We start from the raw sequence: 19,978 nt of genomic DNA on the forward strand, positions 1-19,978 counted from the left end.
AAAACGCTTTCAAAGTTATGAAAACAACTGGGTTATTTTAATGGATAACCCATTGTTGACATAAGCGCCAATCCAGGCTGAGTAGAGTCTAGACGGCTGTATTGAACAATGATTGGTAGATCACTTTCAACCTCTAATGAATACGGCACTCCTACTGGAATTGAATTCCCATTAAGCTCAAGTGCAGATGTTCGTAAATGATTACTTCTCTTTCCTTTTGTTAAGACTGGGATTCTTTCGATTGGTTCAAGGTCCTCAAAATAAATCGAAATAAGAAGATTTGCATCCTCGTCATTTAAATTTAATATACAAATTGACTCATGACTTAGTAGTTCTCCAGAACTAAGTGGTGGAATATATCCATCCGGAATGATCCAATGGGTTTCACCTTTATTATGATTCATGAAAAAACCTCCTAAAATATATGAATAGATTAAATATTAAAACTATACTGAATTATGACACATAATTAATCATTATAATCATATCACGAATTAATAGTAAAAAGATGTAAAAAATGGATACACTATCAAATTTTTTTTGGAAATTAGTGAAATCAATTCTATTATAAAGAAAGCCAACTTCTCTTAACATATAATTATCAGACATGAAGGATTAGAAAACAGAGTTATCCTTACTTTTATTCTCTTCTATTTGACATACTAAGAATAAAAGTGTTGATCTACAATAATAGCACATTCATCTAAATTCGGTTAAATACCTTCTAAAAATAACAAAAGAGACAGTATTTCAAAATATAACACAAGAAATGCTGTCCTCGTGTGCCATCTTCTAATAAAACACAAAAACGGAACTCAAGCCCATTCCATAGGTAATTCCTACGAAAGTGAGACACGAGAACCGTCCCCGTTTAATACCCAGAGTCTTCTGATGTAAAGTTGTCTAGAAGTGTAAAATCATATTGTTGTAACGGTTTTTCTGCTGGCCCTTCTAGCACTTCACCTGTGTATGAGAATCTAGATCCATGGCATGGACAATCCCATGATTTCTCACCACAATTCCATGATACCTCACATCCAACGTGTGTACAGGTCGTATCTACTATGTATACTTTCCCCTCTTCGTCTTTATAGACTCCTTTACGGTGGCCGTTTATCGAAATAACAGCACCTTCTCCATTCGCTATCTCATCTACATTTTTCTGTGGCATCTCCAATTTCCCTTTTATTAAATGCTTGACTACGTCTGCATTCATAAGCAAGAATTTTTTTAAACTAGGATCCGCATAAAATCGGGAAGGAGAATAGAGATCACGATACTTATTTTTTCTTTTTAATATAATATCCCTAAATATTAGCGCAGCAACAGTACTGTTTGTCATACCCCATTTTCTGAATCCAGTTGCAACTAAAATATTAGACTGATCTACGGTTAGTTCTCCGATATAAGGAATTTTGTCCAATGTTGTTAAATCCTGAGCAGACCACCGATTCACAATTTCCTCCACCTCAAAGTTCTGTTCGCTAAAATTCTCTAGTGCAGTATATTCGCCTAACGTATCCGTTTCCTGACCTGTTTTATGACCTTCACCACCGATAATCATCAACTCTTCTTCTTTATATGAGGCAGAGCGGAGTGAACGTGATGGTTTATCCACACTAAGATACATGCCTTCTGGATACTTCTCCTTCGCTTTTACGGCAATCACATATGAACGATCTGCATACATCCTTGCTGAATACATCCCTAATCCCTCATAGAAAGGAAAATGGGAACAAGATAAGACGAATCCTCCGGTGACACGGTTTCCATCACGAGTTAGGACTGTTGGCTTTTCTCCTGTCTCCACATTCACAGCAACTGTATCTTCAAATATTAATCCACCCTTTTCTGTAATGATTTGAGTGAGTTGAGCAAGATACTTAACTGGATGGAATTGCGCTTGGTCTTTCATAACAATTGCATTTTTCACTTCGAAGTCAAATGGGATGCTTTCAACTATCCCGCCATCAATACCAAGCTTTTCATATGCCTCCCCTTCTGTTTTAATCTTTTGGGCATACTCATCTGTAGTGGAGTACAGGTATGCATCCTGAACTTTAAAATCACATTGGATTTGGTGTTCCTCTACAGTTTGCTTAATGAAATTAAGAGCTTCTATATTTGCTTCATAGTATAATCTAGCCTTACTTTTTCCGAAATGTTGAATAAACTCATCATAAATAAGATCATGCTGTGCCGTAATTTTTGCTGTCGTATGTCCAGTTGTACCATTTACTAATTTATTCGCTTCTAGGATAGCAACACTTAACCCCTCATTCAGCAATATATAAGCAGCAGTAAGCCCTGTAATCCCGCCACCCACAATAACAACATCTACCTCAAGATCATTTTCCAATTTGGGAAAGGTAGGGATTTCAAGATTTTCTCTCCAAAAAGGCTCTATTTTATCAGGTAGTTTATGATTGGATGTCATAATTACCCCTCCATTCCAACATATTTTACTACTAGGATTTCCAACTATTTACTTATCATTCTTTAAAACTGCCTATAATAAAAAGCACCCTATAGAGTGTATCCTTTAATGAAGGAGTCCACTCTATAGGGTACATGCTTACCCTTGTTTTATTTTGTTTGAGCTGCAAGCCACTCCATCAGTGTTGTTTCTTTTCCATCGATTATTTCTGAGACATCGTTGTTATATACATAAATCCAAGACCAGTGTCCATTGTATTCGTATGGTGTACCATCATCGTTTGTATATAAACCAGATGTATCAATTACATTATTAAATAATGAAAGGTGAACATCTCCGGCTCCAGCTTCAACTAAACGATTATATGTAGGTACAGTATAGTTAGCTGGATTAACAATTGTATCTGTTTCAGCAGCAATAAACCAAATTGGAAGATCTGCCATTTTCTGAATTTCTTCATCAGTGATTAAAGAATCTAGTAATGCCTCACATGTAGGAAACGCGGCTGCAAAGTAATCTGTATAATCACGAATCATAAGCATTGTCATATATCCACCATTAGAATCTCCACCAATATAAATTCTACTAGTATCAATATCCTTATTGTTAGAAACATAATCATCAATTAAAGCCATCAGTGCATCTTGGTAGATTGAAGTCCCATCTCCGAAACCTGTTTTACCATTCATCCATAAAGTTGGCGTTTGAGGTGCTAAGACATAAGCTCCATCAAAATGAGATTGGATTTCTTCTGATGCAAAATTTACTGCTTTATTTCCTGCAATTGCCATGGTTGGATCTGTACCACCTTCTCCTGCTCCATGTAGCCAAATAATGAGTGGGTTCTTCTTATTATCTTTTCCTGGAGAATACTCCGCATATGATAGAGTGACATCAATATATGTTGCTGTTCCGGTTGTAAATTCATCAACTAGTTCTCTTACCCCACCTGGATATGTATCCACAACTAAACCTGAAACAGTTCCAGCCTTCGTTTGAATCTCTTTTTGTTGCGTGATTGTATACTTATTCTGAGTCCAATCATTGAATCCAGTACCTGCCCAATCATAGTTAATAGCAGAAGAGAGTGATAAGTTCGGACCAATCTCTAATTCTAAAACAACGTGTTTCCCCATCTTTACAGCTGGTTTTCCATTCCCATCAGCAACATAAGCATTTGTTACATTTCGAAGACCTTGCTCTAAAATTGGATTTGCTAACCTGCTATCAGATCGTTCAACATGTACAGTGAATGTATCCTTTGTAACAGAATCGACTGGAATAGGTCTGCCAATATCAATAATTACCTTTGAAATGACAGCACCCCAATCTTCCACTTCCGTAACCGTTTTATAAGAAGAAGGTTGTGTGTTTACCTCCTTAGCGAATACACCTGTGTGGAACGTAAGAGTAAATAAAGCAGCTGAACCAATAAGCTTTAAAGATTTTCCCCATTTCTTCTTGTTTTTCAATTAAACCGACCTCCAAGCTACTATTATATGTATTTTGTACCTTTATATTAGAATTCAACACTACTATAGAAACCCCTTCCAAAATTCCCCCTAAACAAATCGACACCTTCCTCACGCATTCGACCTCAACGCTGGGACGGTTCTCATGCACCATTTTTTTATCAAGGAGGTCTTATAAGAAATGAGACATGAGAACCGTCCCCATGTCACAAAATGAAAGTCCTCCTCATATGATAAAAGTATCTATAATGGGGGAGATTTTCATGAATAAATGGGTAAAGGGAATCATTTTAGCCTATCTGTCACTATTGTTTTTTGGAAGCTTTCTTGCAATAGGACTGTTATGGACAGGTGTCATACAAACAGTGTTTCCTATTATAATTAAAATCGAAATCTTTTTGTATTATTTCTTTGCGGGTGCGATTGGGGCTTCACTTCGACATCTATATATGTTTTGTTCACACTATATGAATGATGATTTTGACAATCCGAGAGAATGGATTATGTATATTTTCTATCCTATTTTTGCGACTGGAACCGCAATTATTGCTGTTTCGTTAATACAAAGTGGAATATTGATTTTTGAATTTGCAAGTACTAGGGACGCTCCATTCGGACAAATAAGTATCGCGTTCTTTGTCGGATTTGGTTTCAATCGATTTCTAGATAAACTCAATTCAGTTTCGAAAACGATATTTAAAGCGAACAAACCAGAAGCCAATAAGAAAGAACCCATAACCGAAGGTACAAATAAGCCAGAGTAGCAAATTGTTACTTCTGGTTTTTTTTATGATACATCAGAACCGTCCCCGTGTCACAACAAGTGGAATAACTTTCTTTGTTTTTACGCACACTTACTTAGAATTATCTTTCGCGGATAATACGATTTAAGCTTTATACTTAGGAGAATTTTATGACTTTCAAACAAACGATGAGGAGTGCTTTTATGGGAATTTTAAGTGGAAATCCACAAGAAGAACCTATGCATTATGGTGAAGTATTTGCAACTTGGTCTTTTCTACTCACTGCAAAAGGTGCGGTTGCTGGTTATCAAACGATGTTAAACCATGCTGGAGATGAAGATCTACAAAAGTTACTAGTTGAAGCAAAAGAGCATTGTCAGCAGGAAATGAAACAAGTTGAAACCCTACTAAAAGAAAATGGAATTGGACTTCCTCCAACTCCTCCTGAAAGACCTAACGCACGTATTGAGGACATCCCAGTGGGAGCAAGATTTCTCGATAATGAGATTGCTGCTACATTATCTGCTGATATTGCGGCTGGTCTTGTGGCTTGCAGCACAATAATGGGTCAATCAATACGAGAAGATATTGCCATGATGTTTGGACAATTCCATACACAAAAAGCAACTTTAGGTGGAAAAGTACTAAGACTTAATAAGGAAAAAGGATGGCTAATTCCACCACCACTTCACTACAATAAATCCGAAGATTGTTAACAAGGTTTCGGTATTTCACTATTGTAGTATTCTATAGGTGCAATCTTTCCGTAGGGCAGGCGATGAGGTTCCTCGTTGCCATGCTCCTACGTTATTTTTTTACTCAACTTACGTACACTTAAACCAATTCTCCTAACTATGAAACATCAGAACCGTCCCCATGTTACCTTTTATTATTTTCGTTTGGATGTGATCCTCTACGTCTGTTGCGATTTATGTTATGAATTTGTTGCATGTGATCTTCTGTTAATTGGAAATCAAATACATTAAAATTCTCTTCAATTCGAGATGGTGTGACCGATTTAGGAATAACGATTGTATTGTTTTGTAAATGCCAACGTAATACCACTTGTGCAGGAGTTTTACCAACTGATTCCGCAATTTTACTAATTACTTCATCCCTTAATACTTCTCCACCCTGATCAAGAGGACTCCACGCTTCCACAAAAATTTCATGTTTTGCACAAAACTCTTTTAACTCAACTTGAGAAAGGTATGGATGACACTCTATTTGATTTAATACAGGTTTGACATCACATTCATTCAAAATACGGTCTAAATGCTCGATCTCAAAATTACATACACCAATTGCTTTTACTCGTCCATCCTTATATAGCTTCTCTAATGCTTTATATGTATCCACATATTCATCAAACTGAGGAGTTGGCCAGTGAATTAGATACAAATCAACATAATCAAGTCCTAATCGTTCTAAGCTTTCATCAAAAGCACGCAATGTTTTCTTATAGCCTTGATCGCCATTCCATACCTTAGTTGTTATGAACATTTCCTCACGCGGTACAGAAGAATTTCTTATCGCTTGTCCTACCCCTTTTTCATTTTTATAAATCATCGCTGTGTCAATTGATCGATATCCTACTTCAAGTGCTGTTGTAACCGCAGTGGCTGCTTGCTCATCAGGCACCTGCCATACACCAAACCCAAGCTGTGGCATTTTCAAACCGTTATTTAATGTGACAAATTCCATCATTCCACTCTCCTTTTTTCTCCAAAGCTTTACATATATAAACTAAGAATATTCTATTATACTCATACTTGCACTTAATAAGTCTTTAAGTTGTGAACATAGATGACTTTTCTCCATAAAAATAAGAGGTGAATCATTCTCACCTCTTATTCCTCGGTTCTGCCCTAAACATCAATAACTAGGAAAATTAGTTTCATGAATGTTTCCAGGTTCTTGTCTTTCAGGTAATTCAAGTAGAGCAGCTTGTAATACCTTCATTTGTGTTTGCTTATCGTTTGGCTTTCCTAGAGAATGTCCAAACTCAAAGCCCTTCGGATGTATCGCACGCGGAGGTCTCATAAGACTTGATTGCTCAACATCGAGTGTAATCAAAGTCGTTGGAATTCCTTGTGCTTCAATTCCACGCTGCACTGTAACTACAGTGCGGTGACAAAGCGGTCAGCCAGCTGTTAGTAATACAGCGTCAGCTTTTGAACGAACGACTTCTTTCACAAGCGCTGGAATTGTTTCTTTATTGATTTTATTAAGTCTCATTGAATAACCCATCATTGTAATATGCTTTTCAGCAATACCACCAAGATCACCATCATCAACCATTTCTCTTAAACGATCAATCGGAAACACACAATTGATATCCTCTTTCGGATAATCTGTATTATAGTGATCCTTTGGTGCAGCATGGGTAACGGTTAAATCTTTTGACTCTACATCACCCGGGATGATTCGAAAAGTCGCATCCCCTTCAGCTGGGTCAGTATTATATGGTTCTTGATCTTTAAGATGTACCCCTGAAGTTGAAACAATCATGATCGTTGTTTCATGCAAAGGCTTATCCATAGGTGTATATGGGATTGCTTTTCTCGAGAGTTCCATACACAACCTCCTTTTTATATTGACATTTTATCTTTAAAGTTTACGTAATACGTCAAATAATTCTTCATTGTCTGGTTGTCGATCAAGTGGATGAACATCGATAAATTGAATAATTCCTTCTTTATCAATGATCATTAGAGCTCGTTCTGACGCTCCATATGCTGGTTCATCCTTGTTTTTTCGAAGAACACCGTACTTCTCTGATACTTCTCCATGTGGGTAAAAATCAGAACACAGTGGGTATGAAACACCACCAATGGATTTTTGCCATGCCTCGTGACTATGAACACTATCAACACTTATACCCAGGACCTGGGTATCAAATTCTTCAAAGCGAGGTAAATCATCCTCGTATGAAGGCATTTGCGCTCCTCAGACAGGTGTCCAATCTAGAGGATAAAAACATAAAAACACATTATTCTTTCCGCGAAAATCACTCAATGTCACTTTGCGGTTGCCGTGGGCATCTAACGTAAAATCTGGTGCTTGATCACCCACCTTTAGGGTACTTGTTTCAGTAGCTCCTTGTGGCATAATATCTCTCCTCTCTGTTAATAAGATATAATTTAAAACACTCCTCAGTATCGTCCATCTTCACAGAGTTTATCCCTGTTTTTATTGATTAGACTTATGTTAAATTAGGTGAGATGAAAAAGTGAAACATTCTCGCCCCAGGATCTGAATAAATACCAGTTTATTTTTTCAAGGTAAATCAATTACAATAGAATAAAGATAAAATGAAGGGAACGAACAATATGATTAGTAAGGCTGATGTAATTGAAAGGTTAGGTACTTTAATGGGGAAAGAACTAACTAGTAGTAATCTCCATGAGGCATTATTCTGTGAGGAAAAACATAAAAAGATCTTACGCCGTTTTCATCATGGCACACATACATATGTACAGTTTAACATTCAGGAAAATGTCACTCCTGTCTTTGTAGAAATCAGAGTCCCTGGTAATCCAAATACGTTTAAACTAGAGCTTGAAGAAAAAGACGGACAGCTTATTGTTCAATCAGAACCAAGGATTAATTTTTCATATTTAAAATAGAGTCTTTCAAACTTAAAAGTCTGGGGAAACCTTACCGCCAGTAGTGTCTTAATCGCAATTACTTTAAATAAAAAAGGTCCTAAGAATGTAGCGTTTCATTCTTAAAGACCTTTATTTGCATTCTTAACTACTGCAACCTCCCCCGCAACTCGAACAACTACTTCCCCCTGAATCTCCACCTGAATCATCAGAGGAACTGCTACATGCATAACCAGAGCAAGCGGATCCCGTGCCGTGAGGCTCTTTATTATATTCACCTGGCATTAATTCACTCATGTGATCTTGAAATTGCTCTTCTTCATAAATCGAATAAAAGACAACCGCTCCAAGAGCATAATTATATAGCTGTGGTCCCCCCATTGAGTTGGGTGTTCCAAGGGGTCTATCTCCATCCTTCACATAGTCTGCTTGTTTAATTTCATTCTTCATTTTAGTAATTAAATGTTTTTTCACATCCAACCAATCTTCATTTTTCCGAAAATATTTAGAAAGTAAGTCTTTTTCCGGTAGATGCTTAAAATCATCGAGAATTTGACGTTTTATTGGGTTCTGTAAAAACCCTCCCCAAATTTCCTTACTATTAGAAGTTAGTTCAAATAAACTTAAATATACCCAATCAAAAAACGCTCTTTCTCCAGGTATGGGTGTACTTTCTAAATTAGGCGTGTGATGTAAAATTTCCTTGTAAAAACTTTTTGAGAATTTCTCATAATCTCTAGTAAACATAAGCATCTCATGCCATATTTCATCAACTCTTGTACTAAACATTGGAACTGACTTTAGTAAACTATTCATAATAAAATAACGTTTTAATTCAAAAAGTGTCCACTCAAACTCATAATCCTGCAATTTATGATTTTCCAGTAAAACCCGATTCTTCACATTTTCTACATAAGAATTAGTGAGGGCCCTATCTAACGCTTGAATCATTTCTTGACCATCTATGCTGATACCAAGACTTCCTGGCGGTGGCTCATTTTTAAGTTGTCTTCTCCTGCTTCTACTAGGTTTAATATTCTTTGTAACAATTAATACAATAAAAAGAAACAATCCGATTGCTATAATAAATTCAAACATTTTAATCCCCTCCTTGTATCAAACATATATCCCTTCACCTATTAAATCATAATTATGGGAATTTCTGTATTAAATTACTATAAAAAAACACTCTTTTACCTAAATAGGTGAAAGAGTGTGGTATACAGGGACGGTTCTCGTGTTTCAGAAACACGAGAACCGTCCCCACATCTCATTAACGAATGTAACTTAATACTTCTTTTCGAGCATCACTGTCGGTTTTAAATACACCTCGAACCGCTGAAGTGACTGTTTTTGCACCAGGCTTTTTCACCCCGCGCATTGTCATACACATGTGTTCAGCTTCAACGACAACCATTACTCCATGAGGCTCTAATGTTTGCATCATTGTATCAGCGATTGTTGATGTAATTCTTTCCTGTAATTGAGGACGACGGGATACTGCTTCAACCGCACGAGCAAGCTTACTTAAACCTGCTACTCTTCCATTTTGTGGGATATAAGCTACATGTGCTATACCATAAAACGGAACAAGATGATGTTCACACATGGAGTGAAAAGGAATATCCTTTACCAATACTAGCTCCTCATGATCTTCACTAAAAATCGTTTCAAAATACTCTCTTGGATCAATTTTTAATCCTGAAAAAGCTTCTTCATACATTTTTGCAACACGTTTTGGAGTGTCCAAAAGTCCTTCTCGGTTTGGATCCTCACCCACTGCTTCTAATATTAAGCGAACTGCCTCTTCGATTTGGGCATGATTGATCGTTGTCATTATGCTTCCTCCTACCTATCTTCTAAAAAGTATTATATAGACTTCTAGTACCTAAACGCCTCGCTTATTTCCCCAAATATAGGTATGCAGTTGAGGTAGCACTTTCACGTCTTTCAATTCATCGTCTGCCATTACTTTATTAATTAACCATTCATATTTCTTTAATAGCTCATTAATAAGCATTTGATCATCAGTCGTTTTGTTATCTTCATTACCGACTTGCAGGAAAAATGGGATTTCTGGATAACGAAGGTGAACCATTTTTGCATAGTTATAATCCTCATCATTGAAAACTACAACCTTAAGGCTAGTTTGATTTCGATTATCAGTAGCCTTCATTTTGCCTAGTATCATGTCTAATGCGTTAAAATCAGTTTCCATACCTGAACTCGGTGGTTTTGGTGAAATCGTTAATTCATCTATATTTAGGAACCAATCCTGCCATTTGCTTCCCTGTGTTTCTAATCCAATTTTAATCTTTTTTTCTTTTAATAGATTGATTAAGTAGCTAAGATTTTTTAAGAGTGCAGGATTCCCACCTGAAATTGTTACAAATGAAAAACCTTCGCCTCCATGTGAAACAAGCTCTGCCCAGATCTCTTCTGCGTCCATTTGCTTAATCAAGTCTATTCCAGTTCCATCCCATGTAAAAGATGAATCACACCATGAGCAAGAATAGTCACAGCCTGCTGTTCGAACAAACATCGTTTTTTGGCCGATCACCATTCCTTCCCCTTGAATTGTCGGACCAAAAACTTCCATCACAGGTACTTTACTCACCTTCCATCCACTCCCGTCTTGCTTCTCCAAAACTAGTAGGAGTTTCATAGAGACGAACAAATTCAACTCTTGCACCTAAATATTGTTTTTGTCTGTCATCTTTATTTAATGCTTCTTTCATTTTTTCATAGATCCATACAACCATATTTTCAGCTGTTGTATTCATCGGTGGAAGTGTCTCATTCAAATATTTATGATCAAGAAAAATTTCGATTTCATTTTTCCAAATATCCTTTATATCTCCAAAATCAATCATTAAGCCACGCTCGTCTACATAACCACTAATTCCAAATATCACTTTATAAGTGTGTCCATGCAGATTCATACATTTCCCATCATACTCGTGTAAATGATGTGCCGCATCAAACGTAAATTCCTTACTGACCATTACACGTTTATTATGATATTTTAACTGATTATGACGAATATCCTCATCCATTTTCTGAAGCTTATCAACAATCCGGAAACCGTACATGTCTTATCGCTCCCCTCGAATTTCTAAGTAATCATCAAGCCCTTTTTGGCGAAGTTTACAAGCAGGACATTCCCCACAGCCTTCAGCAATGATTCCATTGTAGCAAGTTAACGTTTTTTCTTGAACAAACTCAAACGCTCCAAGGTCATCTGCCATTTCCCATGTCTCAGCTTTATTGATCCACATTAATGGAGTATGAATGACGAACTGAGCATCCATTGATAAATTTAACGTGACATTTAAAGATTTAATAAAAATATCACGACAGTCTGGATATCCACTAAAATCAGTCTCACAAACACCTGTTACAATATGTTTGGCATTTACTTGCCTTGCCAATACCCCTGCAAATGACATAAATAACAAGTTACGCCCAGGTACAAAGGTAGAAGGTAACTCTCCTTCTTCACCGTCTTTCACTTCAATATCATCTCGCGTTAATGCATTAGGTGCTAATTGATTTAAAAGTGACATATCTAAAATATGGTGTTTAATCCCTAATTCCGATGCTATATTTTTGGCACATTCAATCTCGGTTACATGCCTTTGATTATAATTAAAAGTAACAGCTTCTACTTCTTTAAATTGCTTCATTGCCCAAAATAAACAGGTCGTGCTATCCTGTCCACCACTAAACACAATAATTGCTTTTTCGTTTTTTAACATCATATAAACTCCCTTAACATAAAAAAACAGTACCCCAAGATAGAAGTACTGCTTCTTCTTAGTTTTTTTAACGAGGGGTGCTAGAACCTCTATTGCTCTCATGATTTTATCACGAGGCTGATTTTATGTCTACAACTGAAACATGGGGCATATCCAAAGTGCCAGGCACCACTTCCACAGTTTCTTCTTATTAATTGAGTGTAGCTCGACTAATACCTGAGGTTTTCGGTGGTGCCAGGCACTAATGACAGCCCCTCATACCATTATTGAATGACTCTTTTTGAGAAAAGGTAATTTTTACCCCAGTAAGGGTTTGTTAGTACATTTTTTGTGATTGAAACACCTTTAGATGAGGAAGCATGTATCATGCTACCATCTCCCATATATACTCCTACATGGCCAATTCTTCCATCAGAGTATATTTCACTATTTGTGAAGAACATTAAATCTCCTGCTTTTAACTCGTTCACATTAAAACCTTTACTTGCTTGATCTCTTGATACTCTTGGCAGTTGGATTCCATTTTGTTGGAACACGAGCATTGTGAAAGAAGAACAATCAAATAACTTAGGTGCATCTGCCAGTGACGCCCCAAATTTATAACCTGCACCTAGGTATTTCTTTGCCTCGGCTATGACACCTTGTCTTTGGTTCTCGAGTTTTGTATGGTGATCATTTGGTACAGGTTCTTTTTCTCGAATTGGTTCTAGTTCATGAGTTTTATCTCTTGCTGGAATTTTTAATTTTTGACCCACTGAAATAATGTTAGTCGTTAAGTTATTTGCAGCTTTTAAATCCGCAACAGTTGTATGGTGAGCTCTTGAAATCGTCCATAATGTATCGCCTGATTGTACAACATATTGTCCTGCTGGTCTCTGTATCTGTACTGACCCGTTATCTTTTTTATAGTAAATATATACATTAAATAGAGCTCCAGCTGCGTTCATTGACACATAAGCTGTATTATTATTCCAACGAGGTGGTTCAATATTAATATACTCGTTACTCTTCTTAGCTCTCGTTCCACCCATCGTCATTCTAATGATTGTAGAACCATCAGTTACTTGATATGTCCCTGTTTTTTGCTCATATTTGATATTATTGTAACCAAGTATTTTCGACAGTTGTAAAAATGGCAGATGATATTTGCCGTTAATTATGATTGGATTAATTCCATCAACAACTTTTCCATTAATTGCGATCCCCGCAGTAGGTACTTTCTGAACTTGTGCATGTACCGGAAGTAACATACTAAATGTCAAAGTTAAGATTAAAATTGCCACAATCGTTCTTCTAATTCTTTGTAGTACGTCTCTTCCCATAACCATATTCCCCTTTACAGATAATGTTTTAACCTATTGATATCATCTGTTAAGGATCCAAAATTTATACTAAGAAGGCTCCCCATCAATCGTTCTTCTGAGGCATTCTCCTTCGATTATTAAATCAGAAATATGTGTTGTAAACATTGATATAATGCCCATAATTCCTGCGACTTCTTTAGGAGAATAGAAGGTCTGAAGAAATTCCGATGACAATGTTACTGGATATGGTGATTTCTCGTGTACTAATTTTCTCGCTTTATTTTTTATTTCCTCCCCTAAAAGCGTATATTCACTAGTTCCAATATACTCTTTAATCGAAGGCCAAGCCCTTGTTAGAAAACCTGGAAAATAAGCCAAAGCACGATAATCACTTGCTGCATCATAGCTCTTTTTCTTGTCTATTATGTCTGACAACAAGTTTTTTGTCCTTATACTTGCTGAAGGAATATGGATCAACTCTGGTTTTGGGAGGTCTGGTATTACTCCTGGCTGAATAAACCCCTCATTAGTTGCCCCTCCATTAATTGGTCTATATCCTAAGGCTTCTTGCCAACTTGTTGTTATTACAAGAAGTTTAGGATTCACATAATTAAAAATAAAAAGGGTTTTTTTTATCGTTTGCACCGTTTCGTCCGAGTACATTTGATTCCATTTGATTTCCGAAGGTTGAAATGATATTTTAGGATATCTTAATTGAGAAGCCGAAAATTCTAGGTTTCGCGTGAGTAGGTTCGGCCTAACTTGATTCCATGAAAGTTGCAAAAAAGTCTCATAATAAGCAAGTGTACGAAAGACAAAATTAACGATAGGTACCTTTAATACAAATTTTATGTCTTCATAAATGGTCTCTAGCATGCCATGGGCTTGACTTTCAAAAATTTCGGGTATCCCAAACTGCGGTTTGAACATCTCTATTCCCCCTAACCTCTTTGTTCATTTTATTTTTAGACCTCTTATAAAAGAACAAACCAAACTGTCCTTACAGAAACAAGGGGTTAGGTAAACATTTCCATTTATAACAGACAGAAGGATTCTTACCTTTACTTGTTGAATAATTATAATAAGCAAAAAAATAAGTTGAATATGCCCCAAAAGGAGGAAACTCTAATGAGCAAAATGCTTGAAGAGAAGATTGACTTAATCCTTAGGATGTCCCAGGAGCTAATTGGTACAAGAAGCATGTTTGTTTCTCGAACTGGAAACGGTGTATTCTCAATTCTTAAGGCTCGAAATAGCAAAAACGGCTCCCTTGTAAATACTGGTGAGTCAATGGTACTAAATGATATCGTATGATCATTAATTTTCACAGGTGGCCGTGAGCCACTTATCATACATAACACAAAGCACAATCCTTCTACCTGCAACATGGATGTTATCTATGATTGTAATGTTGGCTCTTATTTAGGGATACCGATTTTCCTAGAAAATGGAACTATATTTGGAACCATTTGCGCAATAGATCCGGATCCATTTTTATTTACAAAAGATCATGTAGATAAGTTACAATTATTTGCTGATATGATTGTTTCTTTAATCTCTAAGGTTGAGAACGATTCGAACAACATTCAATCACAATTAAAGCAATTTGAAGCACTAACAGCAGGAATATCTGACAAAATCGGAAATTCAATTCAAGTCATTCGGGGTTTCCTGCAATTATCCTTAGACAACAATTCTTCCTATTCGAACATCATTCTTCGTGAGGTTGATAACATTAGGGATGTTTTAAAGGATTTTGAATTAACAACGAAACCCCCTGCCCTTATAAAACGTGAATTTTCAGTTGATCAATTAATCAACAATCTTTTCAAAGAGTTTGAGGAAGAATGTTATTTAAAAAATATTATGTTAGTTTCTATGATGGAAGTGACTTGCAATGTTCATGCTGACTATACCCAAATGAAACAAGTTTTCAAAAATTTACTTCGTAATGCAATTGATGCTATCGAAACGAATGGGAAAATTAATGTAAAAGTATCCAGTCTGGTTCCTCACCAATTATCCATAACTGTCACAGATAACGGCCATGGGATTCATCCATCCATCTTTGAAAAGATTGAACTACCCTTCTTCACAACAAAAGAAAATTCAATCGGATTAGGTTTATCAATTACAAGAAGAATCATTAATGCTCATAAAGGGGCAATGTTAATTGATAGTAATTGTAATGGGACATGTGTTCTTATGGAAATTCCAATGAACGCTTAGGTTGGTTGGTATTAAATTAAATAAGAGCACTATGCATTAGCAACTGTCTGACGTATTTACTTTATTATACGGAAGACTAGTTGCTTTTTTAGTTTTCCCATGAGAATAGCCCACGTGTCCCTCACCCATAGACATCTGCCTGAATACAATAACGATGAAAAGGAATGAAAGGGTGAGGTTACATGAATCCAATGGAGTTTTTTAATAAAAAAGATGGATTTCCGTTTAGTGCGATTCCTCAATCACAAATAAACCCAGAATCATTGCATGAAATGAAAAAGATGGTTAAACAATACCACTCTATGTTAAATGATGATTTTTGGGGTGATATACAAGGTTTAGGTTCGAACAAAAAAAAACAGTCTCAAAGGATACCGGTTGAGATTTGGGAAAGTGACGAGAATATTTACTTATTAATTGTAGCACCTGGATTGACAAGTATTAATCACACGAAAATCGAATTCAATACTGATCAACTCCTTACACTTAAAATGAAATTAAAATCATTGAGACCAAATCGGGCAATGTCGTTATTATCGAGCGAACTTCCACAAAATACGTATGTAAGAGAAATATCCCTTAAACGATCTGTAAAAACAACAGATTACACATCAAGTTATGAGGATGGGGTACTAACTTATACGTTTAAAAAAGTAAGTGACGAGTTAGACATTCCTTTTGACTTCTAACCAAGCTAGGAGGAGAACATCATTCCAAAAATCGAAATTAATATAGGAAATTTCAAAGTATTTAGTCTATCTGGAACTTCTTCATTGGTTGTTGGAAAGGGGTATTACGAAGATTTATCAAGCTCAGCAAAAACCACCAATGGTGTAGGTAGTGCATATGGTGATGGGTCTTACATAAATATGAGCCCTTACCAATCACCTGTAAATGATCCTGACATGCAAAGGGGAGATAGCAATATCAACCCGGGTAGCTCCTATCAACACTATAATCCTTATTATACAACTCCTTATCTTCAGCAGCCAGATCCTAGATTTTATAACTACCCTAGCAGATACAATCAATGGTCATAATATTCCATAAAAAAACACTTCATATCAAATTGAAGTGTTTTTCTTATTGTTAGTCCTCTAACCCTAAAGATGATTGAGCAATCGGCATAATATTATCAAATCCATCTGGATCATATACATGTGAGGCTATCGGTTGGATATTGTTAAAATCGAAATCTCCAAATATTTGTCCGGCGATAAGGTTATTTTTAACTTGGCTTTCCAAAGACTGAAAGAAAGACTCTCCTACTGCAAAAGAAGCATTGGTTTCCATTTGGTTGACCTTTATCCCACCAAGAAACACAATGCCAACTGGTTCATTATCACCAAATGCCATGTTCCCACACCCTATCCTTTATTAATAGATACTTCTAAAATCCCGCTGTTATAACTGAATTGAACACTCTGTTTATCAATTGAATTTGGAATCTTTATTAATCGATGAAAAGGCCCTTGATAGATTTCTTGAAATATAATATTTTTAGTATTTTCAGGGAGGATTGTGATCACTTTCCCCTTAATTTCAAGGTTGCCTTCTTGATTAATATTGATTTCTAAATTTTCCTTCTTCACACCCGGAATGCTTAAACGAATATAATATTGATTTTCCGTTTCAACGAAATCGATCCTTGGAGTACGGACCGCTTTTTGTTGATGATTACGATGTTTAACTGTTGATGTCCTCTGTGAACCAAACTGGTGATCACTATCGTAATACATATTAACCCCTCCAATGGAATAAGTATTATATAGTCTATTCGTAAAGCTAAAAAGTGTGAAAAGATTTTCATAAGGAGTGTGGAACATGCATTCCAATCAATCTAACGACGAACATATTCTCCAATTGAAGCAACAAATTCATTCCCTACAACAGCAGATTCAACAGTTAAACTCCTATATTAATTATTCAAATGTATATGAGTATTATATTCAAGGTGTGAAGCTTGAAAAGGTAAAAGGAACTTTCCAGTTAGGACAATTGACGCAAAATGAACTAGCTGACTCTGATGGAATACATAGGTTTTACATCGGCGAAATCATCATTAAAGAAATTGAAGATACCGGAACTGTCGGGTTAGGAATTACTGAAAAGAGGAAAGAGTCACAAAACAAAGAAATTCCTTCGGAGCATGCAACTGGTGAAATAAAAGCGATGTATAATGGAATAAATACATTACTAGCAATCGAAAATACCCCTTCCTTCTTTCAGTCTTTAAGTGTTCATGAACAGATATTAATAAAAGTTTGGGAGTTTATGAATGAGCAGTGGAAATCAACCGATGAATTCACTACTTTCTACGAAAATACATTGAAGTTATTAAACGAGAGCATTAACCCAAGGATTAACATCACGAAGCCGAATTTTGAAGATGAAGTCTATATTTCTCTCGCTGACTATATAGAAGAACAAGCGAAAACACTATTAGTAATTGGTTGTTTGCTTGAATCAAACTTCCCTAACTACCTCAGTAAATATAAAAGTAAAATGACTAAAATTAAAAGCAAACTTACAGCTGCTATTAATGAAACACAAAGTAATATAGCGACAATTCAAACAATAGTAGACACTATAAAAAGTACATTTGACTTAGATACACTTCCTTCATCATTTGAGGAACTCGTTGAACAACCTGATACTTTAAGACATTTCTACTATCATTTACTTCATCAAGTGATGGAAAATGGCGATGCAGTAGAATTCTTGGATAATCTTTACGAACTTATATTAGATAACACTTGCAATATAACTAATGAACTTAACCTAAACGAACTCACTCCAGAAGAACAAGGTTATCTTTTCGCTACTCTCCTTGAAAGTCTAAACCAATATCCCATTTTTATCTTACTAGAATATTTACAACTTCAATTGTAAAACACCTATCCCCAACGAATGAAGCACCGTTACTTTGAGGATAGGTCCTGTTAGTAAAGGATGGCCTTTGTTCCTTACTTTAAATCCGAAGAATCATCATAATCATAACGGAAACCATCTTCTTGAACAGTTACACCTTCTTTTGATTCCAGAAGATCTGTATGACCTTGTAAATCTATTCCCTTATACTTCTTTCCACTAACCTGATCCTCAGTTTTCTTACTCATCAAAAATCTCCTCCTTATATTCATTTTGAACTCTTCATTATTATGACAATAAGCAGCATTGGTATTCACTAGGGTGAGGGGACGGTTCTCATGTCTCAAATGAGGCATGAGAACCGTCCCCTTGCACCACCACTACAACATGTTTCCTCTTTCATATATAGGGAAAAGAACTCTATAAGTCTTTTCCTGGGGGGATTATTATATGTGGATTAAGCATCCTTTCTTTAAATACATGTCAGGAATCACATTGGTTCTTTTCACTATCTATCTTTTGAGTAAGGTGCAATTTATTTTTGAACCTATCAATAGTTTTATTACCATTTTGTTTTTTCCTTTAATCTTATCTGGATTTTTATATTATCTTTTAAAACCGGTTGTCAATCTTCTATCTAAAGTGAAATTCATTCCGCGAACATTAGCTGTTGTTTTCGTATTTTTATCAATAATAGGAAGTTTAGTTTTTGGAGGATTTTCTATAGGAGATCAAATTGTTACTCAAGTCCAGCAATTCGAAGAAGATATTCCATCATTAATAGATCAAAACGAAGAAATGACTAAGGAATTAATTAATACTAACAGTTTCGGATTTTATTCATATGACGAAGGGAAGCAAACACTTCTTAACTACATAGAAAATCAAAGTAAACACTTGAGTGAAGATGTGACAAACATCTTAGCTTCACTAGCTAATTTTTTTACCGTACTATTAGTTGTTCCATTTATCTTGTTTTATTTTTTAAAGGATGGACATCAGTTACAGCCTTTTCTTTTACATTTTCTTCCTGATAAGCATAAGGAGGAAGGCAGGAGATTGCTCAATGATATCGATAAAACCTTATCGACTTATATAGGTGGACAAATGATGGTTGCTTTAGTTAATGGATTACTAATGTATATTGGCTATCTCATCATTGGTTTAGATTACGCGTTGGTCCTTGCAATAATTATCACCCTCACAGCAGTGATTCCAATTATTGGACCAGCCTTAGGCATACTTCCTGCAATATTGGTTGCATTAGTGATCGATCCATTCATGATCTTGCAAATATTAATATTATTATTGATTGTCCAACAATTAGAAGGAAACATAATAGCTCCTCTAATCATTGGAAACAAGTTATCTATCCATCCCTTAACCGTAATCCTGTTATTGTTGACTGCAGGAACCCTGTACGGATTTATTGGAATATTAATCGCAGTCCCATTCTACTCTGTAATCAAAGTAACCATTAAAAATATATACCGTTTCTACCACCTTCACTTTGCAGAATAGAACAGGGGACGGTTCTGATGTCTCATTTCTGAGCC

The 19,978-nt window shown here is 35.9% G+C and carries 26 protein-coding genes; 9 read left to right on the plus strand and 17 right to left on the minus strand.

Features of this window, described 5'->3' with window-relative positions; all coding sequences use genetic code 11:
* Positions 1 to 32: 32 nt before the first annotated feature.
* The 3 genes from BLQ56_RS02925 to BLQ56_RS02935 all read right to left on the minus strand — a co-directional run bounded on the left by BLQ56_RS02925 (position 33) and on the right by BLQ56_RS02935 (position 3,909).
* Positions 33 to 404 carry a sensory rhodopsin transducer gene (locus tag BLQ56_RS02925; protein WP_090849709.1) on the minus strand — a complete coding sequence of 124 codons (372 nt, stop codon included), beginning with the start codon at positions 402 to 404 and terminating at the stop codon, positions 33 to 35.
* A 467-nt stretch (positions 405 to 871) separates the two neighbouring features.
* Complete coding sequence (locus BLQ56_RS02930; RefSeq protein WP_090849711.1) at positions 872 to 2,437, minus strand: FAD-dependent oxidoreductase; 1,566 nt, start codon at positions 2,435 to 2,437, stop codon at positions 872 to 874.
* Between the two features lie 149 nt (positions 2,438 to 2,586).
* Positions 2,587 to 3,909 carry a prolyl oligopeptidase family serine peptidase gene (locus BLQ56_RS02935; protein ID WP_090849713.1) on the minus strand — a complete coding sequence of 441 codons (1,323 nt, stop codon included), beginning with the start codon at positions 3,907 to 3,909 and terminating at the stop codon, positions 2,587 to 2,589.
* A gap of 263 nt (positions 3,910 to 4,172) precedes the next feature.
* Here BLQ56_RS02935 and BLQ56_RS02940 point away from each other — a divergent pair, with 263 nt between their 5' ends.
* Together BLQ56_RS02940 and BLQ56_RS02945 are read left to right on the plus strand one after the other, a co-directional pair.
* Positions 4,173 to 4,673 (plus strand): hypothetical protein, encoded by a 501-nt coding sequence (locus BLQ56_RS02940; protein WP_090850108.1) that lies wholly within the window; start codon positions 4,173 to 4,175, stop codon positions 4,671 to 4,673.
* A 182-nt stretch (positions 4,674 to 4,855) separates the two neighbouring features.
* Positions 4,856 to 5,368 carry a DUF3231 family protein gene (locus BLQ56_RS02945; protein ID WP_090850110.1) on the plus strand — a complete coding sequence of 171 codons (513 nt, stop codon included), beginning with the start codon at positions 4,856 to 4,858 and terminating at the stop codon, positions 5,366 to 5,368.
* A gap of 163 nt (positions 5,369 to 5,531) precedes the next feature.
* Here BLQ56_RS02945 and BLQ56_RS02950 read toward each other — a convergent pair whose 3' ends face one another.
* The 4 genes from BLQ56_RS02950 to BLQ56_RS02965 all read right to left on the minus strand — a co-directional run bounded on the left by BLQ56_RS02950 (position 5,532) and on the right by BLQ56_RS02965 (position 7,763).
* The gene (locus BLQ56_RS02950; RefSeq protein ID WP_090849715.1) at positions 5,532 to 6,356 is read right to left on the minus strand and encodes an aldo/keto reductase; all 825 of its coding nucleotides are present in this window, start codon (positions 6,354 to 6,356) and stop codon (positions 5,532 to 5,534) included.
* 171 nt (positions 6,357 to 6,527) lie between these two features.
* A complete protein-coding gene (locus BLQ56_RS02955; protein ID WP_090849717.1) occupies positions 6,528 to 6,767 on the minus strand; it encodes a hypothetical protein in 240 nt (79 codons plus the stop codon).
* A gap of 27 nt (positions 6,768 to 6,794) precedes the next feature.
* Positions 6,795 to 7,229 (minus strand): glycine/sarcosine/betaine reductase selenoprotein B family protein, encoded by a 435-nt coding sequence (locus tag BLQ56_RS02960; RefSeq protein ID WP_090849719.1) that lies wholly within the window; start codon positions 7,227 to 7,229, stop codon positions 6,795 to 6,797.
* Positions 7,230 to 7,262: 33 nt separating this feature from the next.
* Complete coding sequence (locus BLQ56_RS02965) at positions 7,263 to 7,763, minus strand: redoxin domain-containing protein (RefSeq protein WP_090849722.1); 501 nt, start codon at positions 7,761 to 7,763, stop codon at positions 7,263 to 7,265.
* Between the two features lie 221 nt (positions 7,764 to 7,984).
* On the opposite strand from BLQ56_RS02965, the gene BLQ56_RS02970 reads away from it, so the two are divergent.
* Complete coding sequence (locus BLQ56_RS02970; RefSeq protein WP_090849724.1) at positions 7,985 to 8,281, plus strand: hypothetical protein; 297 nt, start codon at positions 7,985 to 7,987, stop codon at positions 8,279 to 8,281.
* A gap of 123 nt (positions 8,282 to 8,404) precedes the next feature.
* On the opposite strand, the gene BLQ56_RS02975 is transcribed toward BLQ56_RS02970, so the two are convergent.
* From BLQ56_RS02975 to BLQ56_RS03005, 7 genes are all read right to left on the minus strand, one after another.
* Positions 8,405 to 9,358 (minus strand): glycine-rich domain-containing protein, encoded by a 954-nt coding sequence (locus BLQ56_RS02975; protein WP_090849726.1) that lies wholly within the window; start codon positions 9,356 to 9,358, stop codon positions 8,405 to 8,407.
* Between the two features lie 175 nt (positions 9,359 to 9,533).
* The gene (gene folE / locus BLQ56_RS02980) at positions 9,534 to 10,097 is read right to left on the minus strand and encodes a GTP cyclohydrolase I FolE (RefSeq protein ID WP_090849728.1); all 564 of its coding nucleotides are present in this window, start codon (positions 10,095 to 10,097) and stop codon (positions 9,534 to 9,536) included.
* Positions 10,098 to 10,148: 51 nt separating this feature from the next.
* Entirely contained in the window at positions 10,149 to 10,877 is a 729-nt protein-coding gene (gene queE, locus BLQ56_RS02985) for a 7-carboxy-7-deazaguanine synthase QueE (protein ID WP_090849729.1), read from the minus strand.
* A complete protein-coding gene (gene queD / locus BLQ56_RS02990) occupies positions 10,870 to 11,352 on the minus strand; it encodes a 6-carboxytetrahydropterin synthase QueD (RefSeq protein ID WP_090849731.1) in 483 nt (160 codons plus the stop codon). The genes queE and queD overlap by 8 nt, the downstream gene beginning before the upstream one ends.
* 3 nt (positions 11,353 to 11,355) lie before the next feature.
* Positions 11,356 to 12,018 (minus strand): 7-cyano-7-deazaguanine synthase QueC, encoded by a 663-nt coding sequence (gene queC / locus BLQ56_RS02995; RefSeq protein WP_090849733.1) that lies wholly within the window; start codon positions 12,016 to 12,018, stop codon positions 11,356 to 11,358.
* Between the two features lie 263 nt (positions 12,019 to 12,281).
* Complete coding sequence (locus BLQ56_RS03000; protein WP_090849735.1) at positions 12,282 to 13,340, minus strand: C40 family peptidase; 1,059 nt, start codon at positions 13,338 to 13,340, stop codon at positions 12,282 to 12,284.
* A gap of 69 nt (positions 13,341 to 13,409) precedes the next feature.
* Positions 13,410 to 14,252, minus strand: coding sequence for a halocarboxylic acid dehydrogenase DehI family protein (locus tag BLQ56_RS03005; RefSeq protein WP_090849737.1), 843 nt, complete (start codon positions 14,250 to 14,252; stop codon positions 13,410 to 13,412).
* A 198-nt stretch (positions 14,253 to 14,450) separates the two neighbouring features.
* Here BLQ56_RS03005 and BLQ56_RS03010 point away from each other — a divergent pair, with 198 nt between their 5' ends.
* The 4 genes from BLQ56_RS03010 to BLQ56_RS03025 all read left to right on the plus strand — a co-directional run bounded on the left by BLQ56_RS03010 (position 14,451) and on the right by BLQ56_RS03025 (position 16,591).
* Entirely contained in the window at positions 14,451 to 14,636 is a 186-nt protein-coding gene (locus tag BLQ56_RS03010) for a hypothetical protein (RefSeq protein ID WP_090849739.1), read from the plus strand.
* A 33-nt stretch (positions 14,637 to 14,669) separates the two neighbouring features.
* Positions 14,670 to 15,551, plus strand: coding sequence for an ATP-binding protein (locus BLQ56_RS03015; protein WP_274380199.1), 882 nt, complete (start codon positions 14,670 to 14,672; stop codon positions 15,549 to 15,551).
* A gap of 182 nt (positions 15,552 to 15,733) precedes the next feature.
* Positions 15,734 to 16,240 (plus strand): Hsp20/alpha crystallin family protein, encoded by a 507-nt coding sequence (locus tag BLQ56_RS03020; RefSeq protein ID WP_090849743.1) that lies wholly within the window; start codon positions 15,734 to 15,736, stop codon positions 16,238 to 16,240.
* Between the two features lie 42 nt (positions 16,241 to 16,282).
* Positions 16,283 to 16,591: a hypothetical protein gene (locus tag BLQ56_RS03025; RefSeq protein ID WP_274380200.1), complete on the plus strand. Its 309-nt coding sequence runs from the start codon at positions 16,283 to 16,285 to the stop codon at positions 16,589 to 16,591.
* A gap of 49 nt (positions 16,592 to 16,640) precedes the next feature.
* On the opposite strand, the gene BLQ56_RS03030 is transcribed toward BLQ56_RS03025, so the two are convergent.
* Positions 16,641 to 16,907: a spore germination protein gene (locus BLQ56_RS03030; RefSeq protein WP_090849747.1), complete on the minus strand. Its 267-nt coding sequence runs from the start codon at positions 16,905 to 16,907 to the stop codon at positions 16,641 to 16,643.
* A gap of 11 nt (positions 16,908 to 16,918) precedes the next feature.
* Positions 16,919 to 17,290, minus strand: a complete 372-nt coding sequence (locus BLQ56_RS03035; RefSeq protein ID WP_175490168.1) for an Hsp20/alpha crystallin family protein — start codon at positions 17,288 to 17,290, stop codon at positions 16,919 to 16,921.
* Positions 17,291 to 17,375: 85 nt separating this feature from the next.
* Here BLQ56_RS03035 and BLQ56_RS03040 point away from each other — a divergent pair, with 85 nt between their 5' ends.
* Positions 17,376 to 18,443 carry a hypothetical protein gene (locus tag BLQ56_RS03040; RefSeq protein WP_090849751.1) on the plus strand — a complete coding sequence of 356 codons (1,068 nt, stop codon included), beginning with the start codon at positions 17,376 to 17,378 and terminating at the stop codon, positions 18,441 to 18,443.
* A gap of 74 nt (positions 18,444 to 18,517) precedes the next feature.
* On the opposite strand, the gene BLQ56_RS23310 is transcribed toward BLQ56_RS03040, so the two are convergent.
* Entirely contained in the window at positions 18,518 to 18,670 is a 153-nt protein-coding gene (locus BLQ56_RS23310) for a hypothetical protein (protein WP_175490169.1), read from the minus strand.
* Positions 18,671 to 18,872: 202 nt separating this feature from the next.
* On the opposite strand from BLQ56_RS23310, the gene BLQ56_RS03045 reads away from it, so the two are divergent.
* On the plus strand, positions 18,873 to 19,943 hold the full coding sequence (locus BLQ56_RS03045) for an AI-2E family transporter (protein WP_090849753.1): 1,071 nt from the start codon (positions 18,873 to 18,875) through the stop codon (positions 19,941 to 19,943).
* The last annotated feature ends 35 nt before the right edge of the window (positions 19,944 to 19,978 follow it).

This window comes from Litchfieldia salsa (assembly GCF_900104555.1).
In the GTDB taxonomy this organism is placed as follows: Bacteria; Bacillota; Bacilli; order Bacillales; family Bacillaceae_L; genus Litchfieldia; species Litchfieldia salsa.